The 21,509-nt window shown below is 66.2% G+C and carries 9 protein-coding genes; 7 read left to right on the forward strand and 2 right to left on the reverse strand.

Translation table 11 applies throughout. The annotated features are described in order from the left end of the window. Positions 1-341: 341 nt before the first annotated feature. From F4827_RS08905 to treY, 7 genes are all read left to right on the forward strand, one after another. Positions 342-3,860: an alpha-1,4-glucan--maltose-1-phosphate maltosyltransferase gene (locus F4827_RS08905; RefSeq protein ID WP_183723623.1), complete on the forward strand. Its 3,519-nt coding sequence runs from the start codon at positions 342-344 to the stop codon at positions 3,858-3,860. Then, complete coding sequence (gene treS / locus F4827_RS08910) at positions 3,857-7,291, forward strand: maltose alpha-D-glucosyltransferase (protein WP_183723624.1); 3,435 nt, start codon at positions 3,857-3,859, stop codon at positions 7,289-7,291. Before F4827_RS08905 ends, treS begins: the two co-directional genes overlap by 4 nt. After that, positions 7,284-9,500: a 1,4-alpha-glucan branching protein GlgB gene (gene glgB, locus F4827_RS08915; RefSeq protein WP_183723625.1), complete on the forward strand. Its 2,217-nt coding sequence runs from the start codon at positions 7,284-7,286 to the stop codon at positions 9,498-9,500. The genes treS and glgB overlap by 8 nt, the downstream gene beginning before the upstream one ends. Positions 9,501-9,568: 68 nt before the next feature. Continuing rightward, a complete protein-coding gene (gene glgX / locus F4827_RS08920) occupies positions 9,569-11,785 on the forward strand; it encodes a glycogen debranching protein GlgX (RefSeq protein WP_183723626.1) in 2,217 nt (738 codons plus the stop codon). A gap of 15 nt (positions 11,786-11,800) precedes the next feature. Further along, positions 11,801-13,738, forward strand: a complete 1,938-nt coding sequence (gene treZ, locus F4827_RS08925; protein WP_183723627.1) for a malto-oligosyltrehalose trehalohydrolase — start codon at positions 11,801-11,803, stop codon at positions 13,736-13,738. After that, positions 13,735-16,002: a 4-alpha-glucanotransferase gene (malQ, locus tag F4827_RS08930; RefSeq protein WP_183723628.1), complete on the forward strand. Its 2,268-nt coding sequence runs from the start codon at positions 13,735-13,737 to the stop codon at positions 16,000-16,002. The genes treZ and malQ overlap by 4 nt, the downstream gene beginning before the upstream one ends. After that, positions 15,999-18,893: a malto-oligosyltrehalose synthase gene (gene treY / locus F4827_RS08935; RefSeq protein WP_183723629.1), complete on the forward strand. Its 2,895-nt coding sequence runs from the start codon at positions 15,999-16,001 to the stop codon at positions 18,891-18,893. Before malQ ends, treY begins: the two co-directional genes overlap by 4 nt. Here treY and F4827_RS08940 read toward each other — a convergent pair. Continuing rightward, positions 18,890-20,350, reverse strand: a complete 1,461-nt coding sequence (locus F4827_RS08940) for a hemolysin family protein (protein ID WP_183723630.1) — start codon at positions 20,348-20,350, stop codon at positions 18,890-18,892. The genes treY and F4827_RS08940 overlap by 4 nt on opposite strands. Positions 20,351-20,511: 161 nt before the next feature. Further along, positions 20,512-21,273 carry a sensor histidine kinase KdpD gene (locus F4827_RS08945; protein ID WP_183723631.1) on the reverse strand — a complete coding sequence of 254 codons (762 nt, stop codon included), beginning with the start codon at positions 21,271-21,273 and terminating at the stop codon, positions 20,512-20,514. Between the last annotated feature and the right edge of the window lie 236 nt (positions 21,274-21,509).

The raw sequence follows: 21,509 nt of genomic DNA on the forward strand, positions 1-21,509 counted from the left end.
CGCGCCGTTTTTGCACGCCACTCCTGCAACGCTCCCGCAACGCTCTTGCAAATCGAGGGCGGCACGCATGACGGCCTCAAGCCGCCACGCCCCCCCCACGGCGGCGACATCGCGCCCCTGCCCGCGTGCCGCCCCCACGCTGGGCACATGCCTTGCTGAACTCCCCGCCAAGACGCCAAGCGTCGCTCGCGGTTTGGTTCCGGCCTGCTCTTGCACTACTCTGAACAGGACGCTCCGCGAGCCCCGCGCGGCCCGCTCCGGCAGCCCACGGGCAACGTGATCGCATCCGGTGACCCATCGGCCATGCATCCACGCCGCCCGACGTACCTGGAATCCGACCGATGGAACTTCCCCACGCCTATGCGCCGCGGATCTACTTCGTCCATTCCGTCCTCGTTGGGGCGCTCGACGCGTGGCCTGCGCAATTCGCGCACGCTGCGTCGCTCGGCTTCGACCATGTCCTGATCGGCGGCCTGTTCGCGCCCGGCGCGTCAGGCGACGACCGCATCATCGCCGATCACACCCGTTTGCATCCCGCTTTCGGCTCGCAGGAACGCGTGGACGACGCGTTGCGCCTGCTCGTCACCGCCGCGCGCGCACGCGGCCTCACCCTGCTCGCGGACTTGACGCTCGACCGCACGGCGGCGGACGGCGCACTCTACGCCGAACATCCCGAATGGTTTCATCCGTTCGAGCCCGAGGATGCCCGCCTCGATCCTCGCCACGGCCATCTGGACGCCAACGTCGCCTACGCCGATTGCGATCGCGCGGGCGCGGCACTCGCGCTCTGGTGGACGCAACTGGCCTTGCGCCTGGCCGATGCTGGCCTTGGCGGCTTTCGCATCGATTCGCCGCATCGCGTGCCCGCAAGCGCTCTGCGCGCCATCTTCGACGGCGTGCGCGCCAGTCACGCCCAGACGCGCTGGCTCGCGGCCACGCCCGGCCTCGCGCGCGACGAGATCGCCCAACTGGAGGGCGCGGGCTTCGACGCCGCCTTCACCTCGCTGCGCTGGTGGGACTTTTCCGAGCGCTGGATGATCGAGGAACACGCCGTGGTGCGGCGCGTGGGCTCGCCCGTCACGTTCCCCGAAGCGCCCTACGGCACGCGTCTCGCCCACGATCTGGAAGGCGCCGCCGACGCGCGCGCCATCGAGCGCGCCTACCGGCGCATGCTGCGCACGGCGGCGGCGCTCGGCACCGGCTGGCTGGTGCCGATGGGCTTCGAATACGGTCTGCACGACGCGGTTAGCCACGGCGGCCGCGACGCGCCAGTCGAAGCGCGCTCATGGGAGCACCTCAAGGCGCAAGCGCCGTTTGACTTTTCCGCCGACATCGCGCACGCCAACGGCTTGCAGCGCGAGACTTTCATCCTGCAGACCAACGGCGAACTACGCGCGCTCAACGGCGCCGGCGCGCCGGTGGCCGCCGTGCTGCGCGGCGACCACGACGATCTGCGCGTCGCCCAGGAGGCGCTGCTCACGCTCATCAACCCCGCGCTGGCCGCGCCCGTGCGCGTGAACATGGCGCATCTGCTCGACGGCGTGCCCGGCAATTTCACGCGCTTCACGCCGCTCGACGCCCAAACCTTGCGCGGCGCGCGCCCGCCCGGGCAACGCGACGCCAGCGCGGTGCCCGACAGCTTCACGCTGCCTGCGGGCGCGTGCTGGATGTTCCGCTCGCTCGCCACCCCGCTGGTCGCGCTCGCGCCGCCCGAGGATCTGGCGAAGTCGCCCACCAGCGGCCACAAGAGCGTGCTCGAAGCGATCGCCGCGCCGCGCATCGCCATCGAAAGCGTGACGCCGTCGGTCGATCACGGCCGCTTCGTGGCCAAGCGGATTGTCGGCGAGCGCTGCGAGGTGCGCGCGGCGATCTTCGCCGAAGGCCACGACCGCATCGATGCCGCGATTCTCTGGCGCGCCGCCGATGAAACCGCGTGGCACGAAGCGCCGATGTCGCCCGTGGCGCCCGCCGGCACCGACATGTGGAGCGGCCATTTCCCACTCGATCGCGTGGGCCGCTACGAATTCGTGGTGATCGCCTGGCGTGACGATTTCGCCTCGCTCGTCGATCATCTGCAGAAGAAGCGCGCGGCGAACCAGCCCGTCAATCTCGAACTCGAAGAAGCGAGCCGCCTGCTGGCGCTCGTGCTGGCCACGGCGGAAACCTCGGACGTGCCCGGCGAGGAACACGCCCGCACGCGCGCTGCGCTCGACGACATCGTCAAGCGCTTCATCGGTGCGGATACCGACGCCCGCTGCGCGCTGCTCAGCGCCAGCACGACTGCCGCCGCCGTGCGGGCCGCGCATCACCGCCCCTTCCTCTCGCGCGACGCCACCGTACAGCGCGTGGATGCCGAGCGACCCGCGGCGCGTTTCGCGAGCTGGTACGAGATTTTTCCGCGCTCGATGAGCGACGACGAATCGCGCCACGGCACCTGGGACGACGTGATCGCCAAGATGCCGCGCGTGCGCGACATGGGCTTCGACGTACTGTATTTCCCGCCGATTCACCCCATTGGCCTCGCCAACCGCAAGGGCCGCAACAACTCGCTCACGGCGCAACCCGGCGACGTGGGCAGCCCCTATGCGATTGGTGCGGCCGAAGGCGGTCACACTGCTGTGCATCCTGAACTGGGCACGCTGGAAGACTTCTGCCGCATGCTCAAGGCAGCGCACGATCACGGTCTGGAAATCGCCCTCGATTTCGCGATTCAATGTTCGCCCGACCATCCGTGGCTCAAGGCGCATCCGGGCTGGTTCGCGTGGCGACCCGACGGCACGCTGCGCTACGCGGAGAATCCGCCCAAGAAGTATCAGGACATCGTGAATCCCGAGTTCTATGCGCACGATGCCAAGCCCGATCTATGGCTCGCGCTGCGCGATGTGATCCTGTTCTGGGTGGATACCGGCGTGCGCATCTTCCGCGTCGACAATCCGCACACCAAGCCGCTGCCGTTCTCGGAATGGATGATCGCCGACGTGCGCGCGCGCCATCCCGACGTCATCTTCCTTTCCGAAGCCTTCACGCGCCCGCGCCTGATGTATCGCCTCGCGAAGATCGGCTTTTCGCAGTCGTATACGTATTTCACCTGGCGCGAATCGAAGCGCGATTTCATCGCCTATCTCACCGAACTCACGCAGAGCGAAGTGCGCGATTTTTATCGGCCGAACTTCTTCGTCAATACGCCGGATATCAATCCGCGCTATCTGCAGAACGGCGCACGCTCGATTCACCTGATACGCGCCGCGCTCGCCTCGCTGCTTTCCGGACTCTGGGGCGTGTACAGCGGCTTCGAACTGTGCGAGGCGCGGCCACTACCCAATAGCGAAGAATATCTGGACTCCGAAAAATATCAGTTGCGTGCGTGGGACTGGAACCGGCCAGGCAACATCATTGCCGAAATCGCCGCGCTCAACCGCATCCGCCGTGCCAACCCCGCATTGCAGACGCATCTGGGCGTGACCTTCCTGAGCGCGCATAGCGACGCCATTCTGTGCTTCGAGAAGGCCACGCCCGCGCGCGACAACGTGATCGTCGTCGCCATCAATCTCGATGCCTGGAACGAACAAGGCGCCGATATCGAACTGTCGTGGGCGACTTTCCAGCAATGGCAGCTCGACGAGCATGCGCGCCTCGCGGTGGTCGATGAAATGACGGGCGAGCGCTTCGAATGGCGGGGCCGCTGGCAGCATGTGCGGCTCGATCCGCATACGAAGCCTTTTGCGATCTGGCGCATCGCCCCCATCGACGGCTTGCCGCGCGAAACCCCGCCGCCTGACGCCGACGATGCACAGCTTGACGCGCAACTCGAAAGCCACCCCGAACTGGGCGATGATTTTCCGCCCGGAGGAGCGACATGAAACGCGATCCCTCGGTTACGCACGACCCCACCACAGCCGCCGACGACGACCAGCGCGAGCGCGAAAGGCACACGCAAAAGCGCGGCAAGCCTTCCATGCTTAACGACGATCCGCTCTGGTACAAGGACGCGATCATCTACCAGGTGCACGTGAAATCGTTCTTCGACGCCAATAACGATGGCGTGGGCGATTTCGCGGGGCTGCTCGCCAAGCTCGATTACATCGTGGCGCTGGGCGTGACGGCAATCTGGCTGCTGCCGTTCTATCCGTCGCCGCGCCGCGACGACGGCTACGACATCGCCGATTACCGCAACGTGCATCCCGATTATGGTCAGCTCGCCGACGTGCGCCGCTTCATTCAGGAAGCGCATGCGCGCGGCATGCGCGTGATTACCGAACTGGTCATCAATCACACCTCGGACCAGCATCCATGGTTCCAGCGCGCGCGGCGCGCGAAGCCAGGCTCGAACCATCGCAATTACTATGTGTGGTCGGATACAGACCAGAAGTATCAGGGCACGCGCATCATCTTTATCGACTCCGAACCGTCTAACTGGACGCATGATCCGGTGGCGGGCGCTTATTACTGGCACCGCTTCTATTCGCATCAGCCCGATCTGAACTTCGACAATCCCGCCGTGCTGCGCGAAGTGCTGCAGGTCATGCGCTTCTGGCTCGATATGGGTATCGACGGACTGCGCCTGGATGCCGTGCCGTATCTGGTCGAACGCGAAGGCACCAATAACGAAAACCTCCCTGAAACGCACGCGATCCTCAAGCAGATCCGCGCGACCATCGACGAGCATTACCCCAATCGCATGCTGCTGGCCGAAGCCAATCAATGGCCGGAAGACGTGCAGGAGTACTTCGGCAACGAAGACGAATGCCATATGGCGTTCCACTTCCCGCTGATGCCGCGGCTTTATATGGCGATCGCCAGCGAGGACCGCTTTCCGATCATCGACATCATGAAGCAGACGCCGGATCTCCCGGACTCCTGCCAGTGGGCGATTTTCCTGCGCAATCACGACGAACTCACGCTGGAGATGGTCACCGATTCCGAACGCGACTATCTCTGGAATACTTATGCGAGCGATCGGCGCGCGCGCCTGAATCTGGGGATTCGCCGCCGCCTCGCGCCGCTCATGGAACGCGACCGCCGCCGTATCGAGCTGATCAATTCGCTGTTGCTATCGATGCCGGGCACGCCCGTGATCTATTACGGCGACGAACTCGGCATGGGCGACAACATTCACCTTGGCGACCGCGATGGCGTGCGCACGCCGATGCAGTGGTCGTCCGACCGCAACGGCGGCTTTTCGCGCGCCGACCCCGAGCAACTGGTGCTGCCGCCGCTGATGGGATCGCTCTACGGCTACGACGCGATCAACGTCGAAGCGCAGACGCGCGACCCGCATTCGCTGCTCAACTGGACGCGCCGCATGCTCGCCACGCGGCGCGCAAAGCAGGCGTTCGGGCGCGGCACGATCCGCTTTTTACGGCCTGCCAATCGCAAGATATTGGCGTATCTGCGCGAAATGCCGGGCGAACCGTCGATCCTCTGCGTGGCGAATCTGTCGCGCGCGCCGCAGGCGGTCGAACTCGACCTGTCCGAATTCGCGGGCACGTCACCCGTGGAAATGACCGCGGATTCGGTGTTCCCGCCGATTGGCCAGTTGCCCTATCTATTGACGTTTCCGCCCTACGGTTTCCTGTGGTTCCTGCTGTGCCCCAGCAATCAGCGTCCGTCGTGGAGCCAGCCGATTTCCGAGCAACTGCCTGAATTCGTCACGGTGGTGATCCGCGAAGGCCAGACCGGCGCGACGCCGGAAAACGTGCGGCTGCTCGAATCCGAAGTGCTGCCGTCCTGGCTCTCGCGTCGCCGCTGGTTCGCGTCCAAGAACAAGCCGCTGCGCAGCGTGAAGCTGGCCGCCCTCACGACCATTCAGGGCGCGGGCTTCGCCTTCACCGAAATCGAAGCGGAACTCGCGGACGGCACCAGCGAACGTTATGTGCTGCCCATCGCCATCACCTGGGGCGCGGACACCACCACGCCGCTGCACATCCAGCTCGCCCTTTCGCGTGTGCGGCGCGGTCGCACCATCGGCTATCTCACCGATGCATTCTCGCTGCCGTGGTTCGCCTATGGCGTGCTGCGCAAGCTGCATGAACGCGCCGCGGTGCCGACGGTTCAAGGCAGCACGATTCGCTTCGAGCCCACCGACCGTCTGGACGAACTCGAAATTGGTGAGGAACCCGAAATACGCTGGCTCGCCGCCGAACAAAGCAATAGTTCGCTCATCATCGCGGAAGCGCTGGTGCTGAAGCTGGTGCGCCGTCTGATGCCGGGCGTGCACCCCGAAGCGGAAATGAGCCGCTATCTGACGAAGCTCGGCTATGCGAATACGGCGCCGCTCTATGGCGAAGTGGTGCGCGTCGATCCCGAGGGCGTGCCGCATACGCTCGCGATCCTGCAGGGCTATATCGACAATCAGGGCGATGCGTGGGCGTGGGCGCTCGATTATCTGCGCCGCACCATCGACGAACTGGCGCTCGCCGCCGACGATGGCGAAAGCGCCGATCCGGCCCACGAAGAAGAGGTCATGCAGAATTACGCGGCCGTGATCGGCGCAATCGGCAAGCGGCTGGGCGAGTTGCACGTCACCCTCGCCTCGCCGACCGACGACCCCGCTTTCGCCCCCGAAGCCGCCACGCCCGCCGACGTGCGCCAATGGGTCGCCGACGCGAAGACGATGCTGATCGAAGCGCTCGACATCGTCGCGCAACATGTGGGCGACGACGTGCACACGCTCGACGACGACGCGCGCCAACTGGCGCGCAGCCTGATCGAGCGCCGCGATGCGCTCATCAAGGCCATCGACACTCTCGTGCCCGACGATGCAGCAGCGGCGCGTATCCGGATTCATGGCGACTTCCATCTGGGCCAGGTGCTGCTCGCGCAAGGCGACGCCTATCTGATCGACTTCGAAGGTGAACCGGCGCGCTCGCTCGATTACCGCCGCGCCAAGCAATGCTCGCTGCGCGACGTCGCCGGCCTGCTGCGCTCGCTGTCCTATGCGGGCGCGGCCGCGCAATCGACCACCGAAAGCGCGCCGCAACAGATCGCCGAGCGCAAGCGCGCGCTGTTCGAGCGTTTTCGCGGCCAGGCGGCCGAAACCTTCCTGAGCCAGTACCGCGCCGCCGTCACCAACGCACCGATATCGCTGGTGGGCGCCACCTACGAACAGGCGCTGCTTGACCTGTTCCTGATCGAAAAGGCGGCCTACGAGATCCGCTACGAAGCCGCCAACCGGCCCAACTGGCTCGCCTTGCCGATCCGCGGCATGGCAGCGCTGGCGAGCCGCCTGCACGGCGTCACGCCGAATCAGCCTCATGGACACACTCATATAGGAGGAAGCGGACATGCCTGAGCGCGCCCCGGACGCCGGCCTGCAACATCACGACATCGACGCGCTCATCAACGCGCGCCATGCCGATCCGTTCTCCGTGCTTGGGCTGCACTGGGTCGACGGCGCACCCTATGTGCGCGCCTGGTTGCCAAATGCTTCGCGCGTGAGCGTGCTCGCGCGCGACCGGGACCATCCGCTCGCGGAACTCACCCAGGTGCATCCCGCGGGCCTCTACGCGGGTCCGCTCGCCGAGGCCGTGCCGTACCGCGTGGAGATCGACTGGCACGGCGTCAAGCAGGAAATCGAGGACCCTTATTCATTCGGACCGCAGCTTGCCGAAGACGCGCTGCGCCGTCTCGCCGACGGCGATCCCTATGCCGTGCTCGAATGCCTGGGCGCGCGCCCTGTCGTGTGCGATGGCGTGCCGGGCGTGCGCTTTGCCGTATGGGCCCCGAACGCGCGGCGTGTGTCGGTAGTGGGCGACTTCAACGCCTGGGACGGCCGCCGCCATCCGATGCGGCTGCGCTACGAAGCGGGCGTGTGGGAACTGTTTATTCCACGCGTGGCAGCGGGGGCGCGCTACAAGTACGAGATTCTTGGCGCGCAGGGCAACGTGCTGCCGCTCAAGGCCGATCCGTGTGCATTCCAGACCGAAGCGCCGCCCGCCACCGCCTCGATCGTCGCGCCGGTGGAAGCGCTCGATCATTTTGCGTGGCATGACCACGAGTGGATTCAGGCACGCGCACAGCGCCAGAACACGCGCGCGCCCATGTCGATCTACGAAGTGCATGCGTCGTCATGGCTGCCCACGCAGGGCGCCGATGCGCCCGCGCCCGATTGGCAAGCGCTGTCCGAACGCCTGATCCCCTACGCGCAGGGCATGGGCTTCACGCATATCGAACTGCTGCCGGTGGCCGAACATCCATTCGGCGGATCGTGGGGCTATCAGCCGCTCTCGCAGTTCGCGCCCACGGCGCGCCTCGGGTCGCCGCTCGACTTCGCTGCGTTCGTCGATCGCGCACACGAAGCCGGTCTTGGCGTGATCCTCGACTGGGTGCCCGCGCACTTCCCCAACGACGCGCATGGCCTGATCGAATTCGACGGCACCGCGCTTTACGAGCACGCGGACCCGCGCGAAGGCTATCACCCCGACTGGAACACGATGATCTACAACCTCGGCCGCAAGGAGGTGAGCGCGTTTCTGATCGCTTCGGGCCTCGCCTGGCTGATGCGCTATCACGTGGACGGCCTGCGCGTGGACGCGGTGGCCTCGATGCTCTATCGCGACTACTCGCGCGCGCAGGGCGAATGGGTGCCGAATATCCATGGCGGCCGCGAAAATCTCGAATCGATTGCCTTTCTCAAGCGCCTGAATCATGAAACGCAGTACGTGCCTCAACGTCCCGGCGTGATCACCATCGCCGAGGAATCGACTGCATGGCCGGGCGTGACCGCGCGCCCCGAGGACGGCGGACTCGGCTTCCAGTTCAAATGGAACATGGGCTGGATGCACGACACCCTGCATTTCATGCACGAAGACCCGATGTATCGCCGCCATCACCATCATCTGATGACCTTCGCGATGGTCTATGCGTACTCCGAACGGTTCGTGCTGCCGCTCTCGCACGACGAAGTGGTGCATGGCAAGGGCTCGCTGCTCGGCAAGATGCCGGGTGACCGCTGGCAGAAGTTCGCGAATCTGCGCGCGTATTTCGGCTTTATGTGGGGGCATCCTGGCAAGAAGCTGCTGTTCATGGGCGGCGAATTCGGCCAACTGGCCGAATTCGATCACGACGGCACGCCGCACTGGAACCTGCTCGACGATCCCCTGCATCGCGGCGTGCAGACGCTGGTTCGCGACCTCAACCGGCTCTATGCGGAGGAAAGCGCGCTCTATGCGCTCGACACCGAGCCGGGCGGCTTCGAATGGCTGGTGGCCGACGACAGCGAAAACAGCGTGCTGGCGTGGCGTCGTGTGGATGGCACGGGCCGCGAGGTGGTGGTGATCTGCAACTTCACGCCGGTGCCGCGCCACGGCTACCGCATCGGCATGCCGCAGCCGGGCCAGTGGGAAGAAGCGCTCAACACCGACGCCGAAGTCTATGGCGGATCGAATCTGGGTAACGGGGGCCTCGTTTCGACCGAGCCGGTGCAGAGCCACGGCAAGCCGCAATCGGCGGCGCTCGTGCTGCCGCCGCTCGGCACACTGGTGCTGCGGCTGCGACGTTGAGCTTCGGGTAGGCGCAGCACTCATCAGGAATCCGATGCAATACAAGAAGGACGAGAAGGAGCATCGATATGGCTAACGGCATTCCCGAGCGCTTGCTGCCCGGTTCGCCGTATCCGTTGGGCGCAACATGGGACGGACTGGGCACGAACTTCGCCGTGTTTTCCGCGCATGCGTGGAGGATCGAGTTGTGCCTGTTCGACCCGACCGGGCGCAAGGAGCGCACGCGCTACACCCTGCCCGAATGCACCGACGAAATCTGGCACGGCTATCTGCCGGGTGCGCATCCTGGCACCGTCTACGGTCTGCGCGCGCACGGGCCGTATCAGCCCCATCAGGGGCACCGCTTCAATCCGTACAAGCTGCTGCTCGATCCTTACGCGCGGCGACTGGTTGGGCAGTTTCGCTGGTCGGACACGCTCTATGGGTATCGCGTGCATTCGAACCGCATGGATCTCTCGCTCGACCGGCGCGACTCTGCGCCCGCGATGGCCAAGGCCATGGTCAGCCACGAAACCTTCGACTGGTCGCATGACGTGCGCCCCAACACGCCCTGGGGCAAGACGGTGATTTACGAAACGCATCTACGTGGCATTTCGATGCTGCGCCCCGATCTGCGCTCGCATACGCGCGGCACGTTTGCCGCGCTCGGCGCGCCGCATTTCATCGACCATCTGCACGAGCTGGGCGTAACGGCCGTCGAACTGCTGCCCGTGCATGCGTTTCTCAACGAACGCTTTCTGGTGGAGCGCGGCCTGCGCAATTACTGGGGCTATAACACGGCGGCGTTCTTTGCACCCGAGCCGTCCTATCTCTCGGGCCACGATCCCGACGAAATGCGCATCGCCGTGCGCCAGTTGCATGCGGCCGGCATCGAGGTCTTTCTCGATGTGGTCTACAACCACACCTGCGAAGGCGGCGAAACCGGCCCCACGGTGTCGTGGCGCGGCCTGGACAACGCCTGCTATTACCGCTGCGTGCCCGGCGACGAGCGGCACCTCATCAACGATACGGGCTGCGGCAACACGGTCAACCTCTCGCATCCGCGCGTGCTGCAGATGGTGGTGGATTCGTTGCGCTACTGGGTCACGTCGTATCGTATCGACGGCTTTCGTTTCGATCTGGGCGTGACGCTCGGGCGCGAGGCGCACGGTTTCGATCCCGCCAGCGGATTCTTCGACGTCCTGCGCCAGGACCCCGTCCTCTCGCAGGTCAAGCTGATTTCGGAGCCGTGGGACGTGGGGCCCGGCGGTTATCAACTGGGCAATCATCCGCCCGGATTTTCCGAATGGAACGACCGCTTTCGCGACAGCGTGCGGCGTTACTGGCGCGGCGCGCCGGGCCAGCGCGCCGATCTTGCCGCGCGTCTCACGGGTTCCGCCGATCTGTTCGACAAACGCACGCGCCGACCGTGGGCCTCGATCAATTTCGTCACCTCGCACGACGGCTTCACGCTCGCCGACCTGGTTTCGTACGAGCATAAGCATAACGAAGCGAATCTCGAGGAAAACCGCGACGGCCACAACGAGAACTGGAGCGCGAACTGGGGCGTGGAAGGACCGACCGACGATCCCGCGATCCTCGATACGCGCGCGCGCGTCGCCCGGTCGATCCTGGCGACGTTGTGCGTCGCCATCGGCACGCCGATGCTGCTGGCCGGCGACGAGACGCTGCGCACGCAGCACGGCAACAACAATGCCTACTGCCAGGACAACGAAATTTCGTGGCTCGACTGGTCGCTCGCAGCCACGCCACAGGCCAGGGCGATGACCGCGTTCGTCGCGCGCGCGATCGCGCTGCGCCGGGATCATCCCTTGCTGAGGGAAACGCACTTTCTGTTCGGCGACCGCGAGGTGCTATCGGGCATGCACGACATCGACTGGTTCGACCAACACGGCGAGCGGCTTTCGCCCGAGGCGTGGCAGGACCCGGACGCCCGCGTGCTCGCGGTGCGGCGCGCGGGAGCGGGCCTCGACGGCGAATTGGAAGTATTGTTGATGATGCTGAACGCCTCGTCGCATGGCGTGAAGTTTACGGCGCCTGCGCCGCACCTGGCGTGGTGCGTGCTGCTCGACACCGCGCGCCCCGAGGCGCCGCCGCAGGGCTTGAGCGACGTGACGTTCGAGGTTGCCGCACACGCGCTGGTGGTGCTCTGCGCGCGGCCTTCGCAGCGCGCGACGCGCGATGCCGCGACAGAGGCGGGCGTTGAGAACAACGGCAACGGTCCGCCGCCGCCCGACCCGCGTCAGCCCGCCGCGAAAGACGTTCACGATCACGCTGCTGAATAGCCCCAGGAACCGTCCATGGCCTCGCATCCCGACTCTCCCCATCACTCGCATTCGACTCACGAGCCGCATGTTCGCCGTTACATGCACTGTCTGCCGTTTGGCGCGCAGCTGACGGGCGCAGCGCTCGCGCAGCCGCACACGCGCTTTCGCTTCTGGGCGCCGTCGTGCAGCGCCGTGCAGGTGGTGTTCGAAGACACGGACGGCGAGGAAGCCGCCGCGCCGCTCGACATGACCCCTTCGCACAACGGCTGGTTCGAGGCGCAGGCGGCTTGCGGCGCGGGCACGCTTTATCGCTACCGCATCGATGGCGGGCAACGCGTGCCCGACCCCGCTTCACGCTTCCAGCCGCGAGGCGTGCACGGCCCGAGCGAAGTGCTCGACGCGCGCGCCTACGCCTGGCAGCACACGCATTGGCGTGGCCGTCCGTGGGAAGAAACCGTGCTTTACGAGTTGCACGTAGGCGCGCTCGGCGGCTATCGCGGCGTGATGAAGCGCCTGCCCGCGCTCGCCGATATCGGCATCACGGCCATCGAACTGATGCCGCTGAACGATTATCCCGGCGAGCGCGGCTGGGGTTACGACGTGGTGCTGCCCTATGCACCGCACGCGGCCTACGGTACGCCCGAGGAACTCAAGGAACTGATCGACACCGCGCACGGGCTGGGCATGCAGGTGTTTCTCGACGTGGTCTACAACCACTTCGGCCCGGATGGCAACTTTCTCGGCCAGTACGCGAAGCCCTTTTTCAAGGCCGGCACGCACACGCCCTGGGGCGAAGCGCTCGACTTCGACCGCCCCGAAGTGCGCGACTTCTACAGTGACAACGCGCTTTACTGGCTGAACGAATATCGCTTCGACGGCCTGCGTCTGGACGCCGTGCACGCGATCGACAATCCCGAATGGCTGCGCGAACTCGCCGATCATGTGCACGCGCGCGTGGAGCCGGGCCGCCATGTGCATCTGGTGCTGGAAAACGAGCACAACGAAGCCAATCTGCTGGAAACGCATTTCAACGCGCAATGGAACGACGACGTCCATCACGCGCTGCATGTCATGCTCACCGGCGAATCGGAAGGCTATTACCGCGGCTTTACCGATCATCCGATCCAGAAACTCGCGCGGGCGCTGGCCGAAGGTTTCGTGTATCAGGGCGATCCATCCCCGGTGCACGACGGCAAACCGCGCGGCGAACCCAGCGGGCATCTGACGCCTACTTCGTTCGTGATGTTTTTGCAGAATCACGACCAGATCGGCAATCGCGCATTCGGCGATCGTCTGCGCTCGCTCGCCGACGACGACGCCCTGCGCGCGGCCACCGCGCTGCTGCTGCTTTCACCGCAGATTCCGCTGCTGTTCATGGAGGAGGAATACGGCTCGACCCAGCCGTTCCAGTTTTTCACGGCCTTTGAAGGCGATCTCGCCGATGCGGTGCGCGAAGGCCGCCGCCGTGAATTCAAGGCATTCGCCTCGTTCAACGACGAAAAGCGGCGTGCGCAGATTCCCGATCCGAACGACGTGCAGACTTTCATCAACTCGTCGCCGCCCGCCGATGCGCCGCTCGACGACGAACGGCGCGCCTGGATGCACTTTTATCGATCCGCGCTGGTGGTGCGCGCGCGCCTGCTGATGCCCCGACTTCACAATGCGCGCGCGCTGGGCGCGAAGGTGCTTGCCGACGACGAAGCCAACGGCGCGCGCGCGCTGATCGCGCGCTGGCGTCTGGACGATGGCGAGACATGGACGATCGCGCTCAATCTCGGCCACGACAGCGTGCCGCTCGAAACCCCGCCCGAAGGCATGGTGGTGTTCGAAACGCCGCCACGCGCGCGCGACCGCACGGACAACGGCGTGCTACCCGAAAGCGCCTGCGTGGTCTGGGTCACTGGCAACGCGCCCGAGTACGCACAGCATCACGACGCGCGCATTGTGCGGCGCGAGGAGCCGCTCGCATGAAAAGCACCCCTGGCGTCACGGGCAGCGCGGCTGGTGCACAGAGCGCGAAACGCAGTGAGGCGCTCGCGGACCTGGCGCAGCGCGCGGGCTTCGAAGTCGAATGGTCGGACGCGCACGGCGTTACGCAACGCGTTCCGGACAGCACGCTCGAAGCGCTACTCGAATGCATGGGCTTGCCGTGCGCGAACGCCACGCAGATGCGTCATAGCGTGTCGGTTCTCAATGCCGAGCAGTCGTCGCGCCGTCTGCCGCCGCTCATCACCGCCGAATACGAAAGCGCGATCGAGTTGCCCGCATCGGTGGTTCGCACCGGCAGCCACTACCGCGTGGATCTGGAAAACGGCAAGCACATCGAAGGCCGCTTCACCTCGCCCAAGGGCGCTCCGGCCTTGCTCGCACCGCTTTCCGAACCGGGCTATCACACGCTCAGCGTCAACGATCATCGCTTGACGATAGCGGTGGCGCCGCCGCGTTGCCACAATGTCGCCGACGCCTGGCGCGCGCGCCACGGCAGCCAGGATGCGCGCGTTCCGCCGCTCTGGGGCGTCGCCGCTCAATTGTATGGACTCCGACGCAATGGCGACGGCGGCATCGGCGACTACACGGCACTGGCGACGCTCGCTGCGCACAGCGCAAAGCATGGCGCGCAGGCGCTTGCGGTCAGCCCCACGCATGCGATGTTCTGTGCCGATCCCGGCCACTTCAGCCCGTATTCGCCGTCCTCGCGGCTCTGGCTCAATGTCACGCATATCGACCTTGCGGCCGTATTTGGCGAGCAGGCCGCGCACGAGGCCATCGCCGCCGCGCAGGCTGGCGAAGCCTGGCGCGAACTCGAAGCACTGCCGCTGATCGACTGGCAACGCGCCGTGCCGCTCAAGCTCAAGGTGCTGCGCGTGCTGTTCGATCGTTTCGAGGCCACCGATCGCGCGAGCGCTTCGCCGCGCGCCGCCGCCTTCGACGCGTTCTGTGCGCGTGGCGGCGAAGCGCTTGAAGATCACGCGCGATTCGAAGCGCTACAGGAAGCGATGCTTCGCGATCCTTCCGGATTGCGGCACTGGCGCGACTGGCCCGAGGCGCTGCGCGATCCGCGCAATCCCGCCGTCGACACTTTCGCCACTGAACATCGCCGCGAAGTGGACTTCTATCGCTTCCTGCAATGGCTCGCTGCCGAAGGGCTTTCGCAAGCGCAGCGCAGCGCGCGCGATGCGGGCATGGCGGTCGGCCTGGTCGCCGATCTGGCCGTGGGCTGCGACGGCGCGGGCTCGCATGCGTGGTCGCTGCCCAACGACATGCTCCAACGTGTATCGGTAGGCGCGCCGCCCGACATCTTCAACCAGGCGGGCCAGAGCTGGGGCCTCACCACGTTCTCGCCGCGCGCGATGCATAACAACGGCTTTCGCGCCTTTATCGACATGCTGCGCGCGGCGTTCGCCCATGCCGGCGGCGTGCGCATCGATCATATCCTGGGCTTGCGCCGCCTGTGGCTCGTGCCCGAAGGCGAGAGCGCAAAGCACGGCGCGTATCTGCGCTATCCGTTCGACGATCTCGTGCGTCTCATCGCGCTCGAATCGTGGCGGCATAACGCGATCGTGATCGGCGAGGATCTGGGCACCGTGCCGCCGGGTCTGCGCGAGCGCCTGGCCGCACATGGGCTCTATGGGATTCGCGTGCTCTGGTTCGAGCGCGAAGGGGAAGGCTTCCTGCCGCCCGCGCGCTACGATCCGCACGGCGTCGCCACCACGACCACGCACGATCTGCCGACGGTGGCGGGCTGGTGGCAAGGCGCGGATATCGACTGGCGTCACCGTATCGGCCAGACGCTGCCGCGCGCGGACGGACGCGACCCTGTCGCGCTCGAACACGCGCAGCGCGAGACCGACCGCGCCGCGCTCTGGCAGGCGCTCCAGCAAACCGGCTTCGCGCCGCGCGACGCAGCCGTGCCCGCGCCCGGCGAGCCGCCCGTAAGCGGCGCGCTGGGCTATGTGGCCGCGAGCGCGAGCCCGCTCGTGACCTGCCCGCTCGAAGACCTGCTAGGACTGGCCGATCAACCGAACCTGCCCGGCTCGATCGACGAGCACCCGAACTGGCGTCAGCGCCTGCCGCTGCCGGTCGACCAACTGTTCGCCGATCCCGGCTTCGCCGCGCGTGTAGAAACAATCGTGCGGGCGCGCGAGGCGGCGGGAACGGCAGTTGCAGGTGACAGCCATTCGAGCCACAGCGCCAGCGCACCCAGCGCGGCGCCTCCCGTTCCGCCGACGCCATGACACTTCCCCGCGCCACGCTGCGCCTGCAGCTTCATCACGATTTCACCTTCGACGACGCGCTCGCACAACTCGACTATTTCGCCGCGCTCGGCGTAAGCCATCTCTATCTCTCGCCGATCACCACCGCGCAGCCCGGTTCGATGCACGGCTACGACACGGTCGATTACGGCGCCGTGAGCGCGGAACTGGGCGGCGAAGACGCGCTGCGGCGTCTTGCCGACACCGTGCACGCGCGCGGCATGGGCCTCATCGTGGATATGGTGCCGAACCACATGGGTGTGGGCGGTTCCCACAACGCATGGTGGCTCGATATTCTCGAATGGGGGCGGCATAGCGCGTTTGCGCGCCATTTCGACGTGGACTGGCACTCGCCCGATCCCGCGCTGCGCGGCAAGGTGCTGATGCCATTTCTGGGTGCCCAGTACGGCGAAGAATTGGCAGCGGGCCGCATCGAGCTGAAATTCGATGCCGCCAATGCGCGCTTTTTTGTGCAATATGGGCCGCATGTGGGCCCGATCTGCCCGACCGATTACGCCGCGCTGCTGCAATCGGCCAATCGCGCCGATCTCACGGCGCTCGCCGCGGCTTTTCAGGGGCTCACCACCCAACCCGACGATCAGGTGCGCGCCGCCGCTGCGCGCGCCGCCTTGCGCGAGTTCGTCGAACGCGAAGGCGCGGCTCCGATCGAATTCGTTCTGCAATCCTACCGAAGCGATGACCCCGTGGCGCGCGACCGGCTGCATCGGCTGCTGGAGCGCCAGCATTTCCGCCTCGCCTGGTGGCGCACGGCCACGGACGAGGTGAACTGGCGGCGCTTCTTCGACGTAAGTTCGCTTGCGGGCGTGCGCGTGGAGCGGCATGACGTATTCGAGGCGGTCCACAAGCTGATTTTCCGCCTCTATGCCGATGGTGTGATCGACGGTTTGCGTATCGATCATATCGACGGCCTTGCCGATCCGCGCGAGTATTGCGAGCGCTTGCGCCATCGGCTGGCGTCGCTGCGCCCGGGCGAGCCGTATATCGTGGTCGAGAAGATTCTTGCGCGCGGCGAGGCGTTGCGCGAGGACTGGGCCGTGCAGGGCACGACCGGCTACGACTTCATGAACGACGTGGGTGCACTGTTGCACGATCCCGCAGGCGCTGCGCCGCTCGCGCACAGCTGGACCGAAATCACGGGCGAAGACGCGCCATTCGCGCAGGTGTCGCTCGACGCCCGGCGGGAAATATTGACCGCATCGCTTGCGGCGGAACTCGATCATGCGGCGCGCGCGCTGCACCGCATCGCACGCGAGCAGCCCGCCACGCGCGACTACACTTTCGCAGCGGTGCACCGCTGCGTGGCGCAACTGGCGATGCACTTTCCGGTGTATCGGATTTACCCGGCCAACGGCCTGCGCAGCGCGCTCGACAACCGCTACTTCGAGGTGGCGCTTGGCGCTGCGCGCAAGGCGCTGCCGCGCGCCAGTCTGGGCGCGCTCGATCAGGTCGACGGCTGGCTTGGCGCGCGTGCGCCGGAAGCGGGCGGCGGCAATAACGGCAATCCAGGCAAGGCAGCGCGCACGGCAAACACCGGCAGCGCGAGACAGGCGGGGCAAAACCAGGCAGCGCCGCCCTTGAGTCACGCCATGATTGCGCAACGCACTGCCCTCGCGCTGTTCTCGCAACTCACCGCGCCGCTCGCGGCAAAGGCGACCGAGGACACCGCGCTTTATCGCTATGGCCGTCTGCTTTCGCGCAACGACGTAGGCACCGATCCCGACGACTTTTCGCTCGACGTCGAGGCCTTTCATGCCGCCAACGTGCAGCGCCAGCGCACTACGCCCTATGCGCTGCTGGCTACCGCCACGCACGATCACAAACGCGGCGAGGACGTGCGCGCGCGTCTGGCCGTACTCAGCGAGATCGCGCCCGAGTGGCGCGAGACGCTGCGTGCGTGGTCCACGCTCAACCAGCCGCAACGGCGCGGCGATACCGCCCAATGGTCGCCCGGCCCGGCCGCCGAGGCGATGCTCTATCAGACACTGGTGGGCTGCTGGCCGCCGGGGCTCGATCCCGCCGACGAAGCGGGCGTACAAAGCCTTGCAGAACGTGTCGCGCAATGGCAGTTGAAGGCGCTGCGCGAAGCGAAACAGCGAACCAGCTGGATCGCCCCCGATGAAGATTATGAATCGGAGTGCAAAGCATTTCTCTTCGATATTCTCTCGCCGCAACGGCGCGATGGCTTTCTGCGCGAGTTATCGGCGTTCGTTGCGCGCATTGCGCCTGCCGGCGCACTGAATACCTTGCTGCAGACCACGCTGCGCATGACCTCGCCCGGCGTGCCCGATCTCTATCAGGGCACGGAACTATGGGACTTCAGCCTCGTCGATCCCGACAACCGGCGGCCCGTGGACTATGCGCAGCGCGCGGCCTCGCTCGACGACGCTACGCCCGCCGCCAAACTCGCGGACTGGCGCGATGCACGCGTGAAGCAGGCCGTGATTCATCGTCTGCTCGCGTTACGCGAATGCGCCCCAGGCTTGCTGCGTGAGGGGGAATATTGGCCGATGGAAGTGCGCGGCGCGCTGGCCGCACATGTGGTCGCATTCGCGCGACGCCACGGCGATAGCTGGGCCGTGGTGGTCGGCACCCGGCATGCGGCGGCGCTGCTGGATCGCGACATGCCGCGCGTCGCCGCGCAAGCTTGGGGCGATACGGCCGTCGCGCTGCCAAAGGGTTGCCCGGCGTCGGCGTTGCACGACTGGCTCGCCGATGTGGATCACACCGCCGGCAGTGACGCCGCCCAGGGAAAACAGGGCGACCAGGCCCACTGGCTAGCCCTGCGCGATGTGCTCGCTGCGCTGCCCGTGGCGGTGCTCACGAACGTCGCGCGCGAACACACGCAGGCTTAACCGCCCTCGTCTTCCAGATCCTTCGGATACACGCGCACGAGCACGATACGCGGCCCCTTCATCTTCTTGACGACGATATCGAAACGATCGAACGACACGCGCTGCCCTTCGGTCGGCAGATCGTTGAGCGCGTGAATGACCAGACCGCCCACCGATTCGGCGCGCCCTTCGTCGATGTCGATGCCAAGCGCCTGCTCCAGCGACACGACAGGCAGACTGCCGCGCCCCATCAGCGTGCCGTCGTCCATGCGGGTCCAGTCGGTATCGGCCTGATGGAATTCGTCGTGAATCTGACCCACCAGCGCGCCCAGCAGATTGTCGAGCGTGAGAAAGCCGCTTGGCCGCATGCCCTTGCGCCCCACCAACGCGAAGTGCGGCGCTCCCTTGCGAAAACGCCGGAACAGCGCGAGTGCAGGCGTTTCGGGCTTCACGTACTGAACCGGACGCACGAACTTGCCAAGATCGTCGAGCGTATGACCCGCTTCGCGCGCGAGCAGCAGATCCTTCAGGTGAATCAGACCCGCGACATGCTCACCCGACGCATCTTCGAACAGCGGATAGCGGCTGAAGCGATGGCGCGCGACGATCTGCATGTTTTCACGCAGCGAAAGATCGCGGCGCAGGCCCACCATTTCATGCGCGGGACGCATGAGGTCGGACACCGTCAAGCGGGAAAAATCGAGCGAATGCGCCAGCGTGTTCCACTCGTCCACGCTCAGCGCATTGGCGTTGGCGTTGCCGGCTGCGCCGCGCGCCTGGCTGGCCGCGGCTTCACGCGCGGGACGGCGGCGCACGATGCCGCCGTGGGCGCCTGCGTGCGCGCCGGTATCGGCATGCGAATGCAGGGCGGCCTGTGCTTCGGCTTCGGCGGCGGCGCGGCGGCTACGCAGGATCAGCTTGAGTTCTTCCGTGGAGTAATGCGCCTCGCTGCCGTGATCGGCGGACAGACCCGCGAGCCGCAGCACGGCGTTGGCGCTGGAGTTGAGCGCCCAGATCGCCGGGTACATGGTCCAGTAGAACCCGTAAAGCGGCGTGGCGGCCCACAGCGAGATCTTTTCGGCCTCGCGGATCGCGAGCGACTTCGGCGCCAGTTCGCCCACCACGATGTGCAGGAAGGAGATCGCCGTGAAGGCGAACACCAGCGAAATGCCGTGAATCAGTTCCGGCGACTGCACGCCGAGCAGATCGAACACGGGTTCGAGCAGTTGTGCGAAAGCCGGCTCGCCGATCCAGCCGAGGCCGAGCGAGGCCAGCGTAATGCCCAGCTGGCAGGCAGACAGGTAGGCGTCGAGCTGGCCGTGGACCTTGGCGAGCAGGCGGCCGCGCAGGCCGTGTTCCGCGGCGAGGCTTTGCACGCGCGTGGCGCGCAGCTTGACGAGGCCGAACTCCGCCGCGACGAAAAAACCGTTGAGGGCAACGAGGAACAGCGCGCCGATCAGGGCGATGAGCTGAATCAAGACCTGGAACTCCGAAATTGCGAAGCGCTCAGTATAAGGGGTGAAAGAACCCTGTAAGACATCGACGGCCCGCCTGGGCGAGCCGTCGCTTCATCCTGTATGCCGCGCGACGTGTTTCAGGCGCTGCGGTGCGCAACGCTGGAGGTGGGCAGCGCTGCGCGTCAGACGCCGCCCGATGGCACGTTCAGCGTGAACAGCGCGGTCTCGCCTTGCACGAGCGGCTGTGCCTCGAAACGCCCACCGTGGGCTTCGGCCACGCGCTGGCACAGTGCGAGCACCCACGGAAAACGCCCCACGTCCTGCGGCTCGCGCGCCTGGCTGCGAGCGAAAGGTTCGAGCACGTGCGGCAAGGTATCGTCGCTCAGTAAATCGAGACTTGCCTGCCAGCGCAGTTCGAACTGCGCCGCCGCAGGCGTGGCGCTCACGCCGAGCGTCACCGTGCTGCCGTGCGCGCCGCTTTCAGCGGCAAAAGCCAGCAGCAGCCAGAGCGCCTGGGCAACGCGCTCGCGCCCGGCCTCGATCGTGACGCCGGTAGGCACGCCCTCGACGGCGAGGCTCACGCCGCGCGCATCGGCCAGTGCGCTGCGCACGTCGTCAAGGGTTTCGTCGATCAGCGCGTCCAGTGCGAACGGCGCGCGCTCGATCTGTAGCTTGCGGGTTTCGGCGCGGGTCGTATCCACGAGCGATTCCAGCAGACGCACCTGCTGCTCCACGCCGGTGCGGATGCCGGCGAGCGCGCGTTGCGCGGCCGAATCGGCGCTATCGATCTTGCGGTCGAGCACGTAGGCCCAGCTATGGATGGCATTCAGGGGGCTGCGCAGATCGTGCGACACGCGCGAAAGCACGTAATCGCGCATGAACAGCGCGGCTTCGGCACACAGGCGGGCCGTTCGTTCGGTACGGGTAGTGGTGGTCGACGCCATCGGTTTCCTCTTCTTTCACCCGCTCGGGCGGGCCGGCCCTCTGGCTGGGCCAGGGCCCCATTATAGGCAGGGGCGCGAAGCCGTGGCGGCTTTGCGCGCGTTGCGCCCGGGCGCGTTATCCGCGTTATCGCTTCGCATGCGCTATGCCCGCCTCGCGAAGGCGGCCCCGCCTCGCGCCTCAAGCCCGCGAGCGCCTCAGGGGGTCTCGCCAACCTGCAAAGCGCCTACAATAGCGC

The sequence above is a fragment of the Paraburkholderia bannensis genome (assembly GCF_014200455.1).
GTDB lineage: Bacteria > Pseudomonadota > Gammaproteobacteria > Burkholderiales > Burkholderiaceae > Paraburkholderia > Paraburkholderia bannensis_A.